Below are 4,587 nucleotides of genomic sequence, written 5' to 3'. Positions count from 1 at the left end.
TGACATCGCTGGAGTTCAGCTTGCGGTCCACACGGATCGCCAAGCACTCCCGGCTGTAATCATCGATGACGTTGAGCGTGCGGAATGCCTTCCGGGATGCCGAAGCCTACTGGCAGTGGTTGGCTGACTATGTCGTCAACCGAAGACCACCTTCATAGACAGAGCCCTCGGCGGCCCATAGCGGGTTGCCGGGGGATCACTGCTTTGCTTTCTTTTTCCAAAGTGGACGTTGGTCGTAGGTGGCGGAAGGAACGTAATGCGGACCCAGGTAACAGGGTCTAATAAATAGCCAAGTCCCTGATCAATTGTGGTCAGTTAACCAAGTTCACTAGTCATCGGCCCTTCAAATCTCAAGTTTTTTTACGGAGAGATTCAAGCGCTGACTTTAGGATTTCTGAGTTCTCAGACCGTTCTTCTGACGTCATTAAGTTCGGGTCGAAAACCAATCGAAAGTTTGGCTTTTCATGAGAGACTTTTTCTAGGTGGGGTCTCGATCTTTTTTGACCCAGGACGCGGTAGGTCATAACGGGTTGAGCCACGCCCTTGACTTGGATTGCACCGACCTCTTCGGTTTCTATTTCGTGGTTTACGTGCGCCCTGGTTTCGTAAGAGATGTAAATCTCTCCTTCCTCTGCCTGATGCTCTAGCCTTGAGGCTACGTTCACGGCACCACCAATGATGGTGTAATCCATACGGTCGTCACTTCCAAAATTTCCAACCGTGCAGAAGCCTGTATTGATGCCAATACGGCATTGTAGTTGTTGTCTTATTCCTTGCCTCCTCCATTCAGCCTGCAACTCAGCCAACTTGTCTCGCATCGCAATTGCCATTCTCACGCAAGCCAAAGCATCTTCGCGCACTCCTTTACTCTCCGGGTCACCAAAGAAGACAAGGATCGCGTCACCGATAAACTTGTCTATCGTCGCGCCGTAGCTCAAAGCGACTGCTGCCATTTCGGTCAGGTAACTGTTCAGAAGTTCCGTTAAGTCTTCAGACTCCATCTGATCCGTAAGTTCCGTGAATCCAGCCACATCCGAGAAGAACACACTCAGCTTTTTTCGTTTGCTGGCGAGTTTGACTTCCTGGCGCCCGGAAAAGATCGATTTGTAAACTTGCGGTGATAAGTACTTAGCAAGCTTCCCAGACAACGCTTCAAGCTCTTGGTTTTTTCGGTTTACCTCTTCGGCCGCAATGCGCTGCTTTTCAGCCAATGCATTCAGTTCCCGCTCATTACGATCACTCAACCGCATCATTCGTCGTGTCGTCCGAAGCAGTTTCCTGTATTCTTCAACGAGGTTCTTTATTGAGTTTCGCGTCTCTTCATTTGGGAATTGTCCGCTGCTCAAAGTTGCTTCCGCGACTTCCAACGCTTCTCTCTCCTTGGCAAAAAGATCGTCGATAGTCATTGATCAGACAACTTTTTTAGCGAAAACTTGGCGTGTTTAAGATCTTCTCCGAACTCCTCGCCAAGCTCTTCCATGGTTTCGTCTTCAGGATCATGAAACCAGTAAACTTCGACTTTCTTTCCCATTTCTGCAGCGGAATCCAAAAGCTCCATTATCATCATGATGGCTTTAGCGCTGGAGGAGTTGAAATAGATAAGTTCAAAGTCAAAACGACAGGCGGTATTTGAACCTTCGGAAAGCCAGTTTTTTAGGGAATCAAACAATGGATTGAAAAAGGTCGTAACATCCTCTGGATAGGATTCTCCAATAAGCCTGAGGTGACCAGCATCAAAATCAAATGCCACGGCCGGAGTGCGGTTTGTCGCCGGGATTTTAATGTTCTGCATTCTACCCTCTTAAACCGTGGCTTTGAGCGCGAAGAATGCGTGCTGGTCATCAACTCGCATAAAATCGAACTCGATTGGCTTTGACGCTCGACGCGCAATTTCAATTAACCCGATACCCGCACTGTTGCTGACACTATCGGCTTCGGCTCGTAGTTGGTCCTTGTATGCGACCTTTAGCTCTTCTCGGTTCATATCGCGGAGCTCTGATAGCCGGTTCCGCATAGTGTCGACATCGTTCAACAGGATCAGGTTTCCCGCGTGAACGACATAGCTGCCAGCTTCGTTTCCGATGGTCAGTATGCCGTAACTTATGTCCAGTACCGCTGTTTCACCGTCAGCAGGCAACTTTTCAACGGAATATCTGATGATATTCTGCATCTGCTCTACAAAAACTGCGAATACACTGCGAAGCGTTTTGGTGTCCGCATCTTCAGATACCAACTTCTGCTTTAACGCATCGCCGACGCCGCTAAGAATGCTCTCGGTTACATAACCGCTGTAGGCGAAAACAACGCCCTGTTTTCGCAGGTTAGCACGTAGTTCGTAGACTTCGCTGGCAAGCATCTGTTCTCCTTGATCATGCTTGGACGGCACCAAGTTCAATCCTGGTCTTGATATCATAAGATACACATTTATGCATTTTTAGGGTATCAATTGTGCAGGCTTATCAGCGGGGAGGTTAGCATGATTAGGCTAATATGTGTGGTCGCCCTTATACTTTCGTCAGGACCGGCTGTAGCGGCCGACATTCCGACCGAGGTGAAAGCAAAGCTCCAATCCGCCATGATTGCGCATGTCGATGGCGTGATGGTCGATGGTGCTTACACTTATCTGGATACAACAACCAATGCGATTGAAACTGTATACCCTGCAAATGTTCACCCCATGGTTATTCCGGCAGGAAGCGATTACTTCGTCTGCTCTGAAATGATAACCGAAGGTGGCGACACCGTGACCGCAGACTTTCTGGTGCGGGAAATTTCCGGGGACTACAAGGTTGTTCAGATGATCGTCAATAATCGTGGTGCTCTTCAGGCCGCTATGAAGAACATCGGGAACTAGATGCCAAACACTGTAGAGGCGTTTAGTGCGTAGTCTCAGGGCCTTCTTAAGTCGCCGCATCTTCCTAAAGCACATTCTCGCGACCCTCTTGATCGGGGGTGTATTTAATGCCGTGGTGCTTCTTTTTTATTATGACTTCAAAAGACAAGCTCAAACGGACCAGGTCGCAGCGGAAATGGCAACGATTGCAAACCGTATTGCGAGGCCGCTGGCTGAGTTGGTCGAAGCACGAAACTTTACACAAGCGACGAGCCTGCTGGCCGTCTATTCTGGTTTTCCTTATGTAATTTGCGCCGAACAGAAGCTGGAGGAAAGCTCCAAAACCTTGGCCTCCTGGCCTGCCATAGGTTGTGACAGGATAAAAAAAACCGGTTTGGATATCGTCGTTTCCGTCCCGACAGCAGCAGGGTCGACAATGATGTTGGCACGAATTGATCAGGAGATTCTGAATAATGAGTTGCAGACTGAAGTTGGAGTTGTGGTTCTTTTGGGAATTCTCGGAGGCTTTGCGCTGATATTAGCAGGTGCTGCTGCATTTCTATGGCTTATCAACAGACCTCTCGGTCAAATGTTGAAAGCTATTGAAAAGTTCGAACTATACGATGATCCACAGAGGGTCCCGTACCAATCAGAAGATGAGATTGGTAAAGTTGTTCAAAGCTACAACTCAATGCTGGAGCGGGAGGTCGAACGCGTCAACGCGATCCGTGAAGCGCACCATCAGATCGTGGACAGCGTAAACTATGCCACGCGAATTCAGCAGGGGTTGTTGCCTACTGCAAGTCAGTGTCAGAGCGCCTTCGCCGATTTTGCGGTCAAATGGGAACCTCGCGACTTGGTCGGTGGGGACATCTACTGGATCAGGTCGGAAGGACAGATTTCGACGCTTGCCGTAATTGACTGTACCGGTCACGGCGTACCAGGAGGCTTCATGACCATGCTGGCGATCGCTACTCTCGAGCGGCTTTACTATGAAAACGACAGGCTCAGCCCCGCTTCGGCCTTATCGAAACTGAGCGATTTAACTCGCACCCTCCTAAACCAGGACACTGAAAACTCGACTTCAAACGACGGTATGGACGCAGCAATTTGCCAGATCGACTCAAGCAAAGGGATAGCCAAGTTTGCAGGGGCACACATGTCTTTGTTGGTTAAGTCGGTGGCCAACGTTGATCGCATCCGAGGTGATAAACAAAGTATTGGGTATGCGGACACCCCAAGAGGGCCAAAATTTATCGAGCACGTAATCCACTTAGATCAAATTGTTGATCTGATTATCTCTACCGATGGCCTGATCGACCAATTGGGTGGCGAAAAGCGCTTAGCCTTTGGAGTTCAAAGATTAATGTCGATAGTTAAGCAAGACAGTTGGTCGAACTCAGAAGAGCTTTTGGCGGCCATCGAAGATGCTTTCCAAGATTACAGGAAGAATGAAGAACGCATGGATGATTTGACGGTGATTGCTTTTCGTCCGTTGCAAAACACAAGTTAGGGTGCTTTTTATGAGGTGAGCTGGGTAGCTCCTTATGGGAAAAAACTGTGGTCTGCCCAGTTTCTGACAAAAAAGGATTGCTTGGCCTGCAGGTGAGAGAGGAAAAGTCGGTTTTTTTATAGTGTAAGCCGCCAGCACCAGCGACCCCCGTCAGCCCCCCGGCACGACTCGTCAGCGGTCGTCTCAGCGCCAGTGATCGGTCTCGTAAGCTCGGCCGTTAGCGGCCTCTCCAGGGGTCAGA

Annotated in this window: 5 protein-coding genes; 2 read left to right on the top strand and 3 right to left on the bottom strand. The window is 49.2% G+C overall.

Features of this window, described 5'->3' with window-relative positions; all coding sequences use genetic code 11:
* Positions 1-350: 350 nt before the first annotated feature.
* Genes ACR0FE_RS23540 through ACR0FE_RS23530 form a run of 3 tightly spaced genes read right to left on the bottom strand, consistent with a single transcriptional unit; the run spans position 351 to position 2,356 of the window.
* Complete coding sequence (locus ACR0FE_RS23540; protein WP_170614903.1) at positions 351-1,406, bottom strand: adenylate/guanylate cyclase domain-containing protein; 1,056 nt, start codon at positions 1,404-1,406, stop codon at positions 351-353.
* On the bottom strand, positions 1,403-1,792 hold the full coding sequence (locus ACR0FE_RS23535) for a DUF1987 domain-containing protein (protein ID WP_170614902.1): 390 nt from the start codon (positions 1,790-1,792) through the stop codon (positions 1,403-1,405). The genes ACR0FE_RS23540 and ACR0FE_RS23535 overlap by 4 nt, the downstream gene beginning before the upstream one ends.
* Before the next feature lie 9 nt (positions 1,793-1,801).
* Positions 1,802-2,356 carry a SiaB family protein kinase gene (locus ACR0FE_RS23530; protein WP_170614901.1) on the bottom strand — a complete coding sequence of 185 codons (555 nt, stop codon included), beginning with the start codon at positions 2,354-2,356 and terminating at the stop codon, positions 1,802-1,804.
* Between the two features lie 120 nt (positions 2,357-2,476).
* Between ACR0FE_RS23530 and ACR0FE_RS23525 the strand changes: the two genes are divergently transcribed.
* Together ACR0FE_RS23525 and ACR0FE_RS23520 are read left to right on the top strand one after the other, a co-directional pair.
* A complete protein-coding gene (locus tag ACR0FE_RS23525; protein WP_170614900.1) occupies positions 2,477-2,854 on the top strand; it encodes a hypothetical protein in 378 nt (125 codons plus the stop codon).
* An 88-nt stretch (positions 2,855-2,942) separates the two neighbouring features.
* Positions 2,943-4,346, top strand: coding sequence for a SpoIIE family protein phosphatase (locus ACR0FE_RS23520; protein ID WP_480915549.1), 1,404 nt, complete (start codon positions 2,943-2,945; stop codon positions 4,344-4,346).
* The last annotated feature ends 241 nt before the right edge of the window (positions 4,347-4,587 follow it).

It is taken from the genome of Ruegeria sp. K7 (assembly GCF_056531785.1).
The sequence above is the reverse complement of the archived record's forward strand: the minus strand, read 5'-3'. Positions and strand labels throughout refer to the sequence as shown.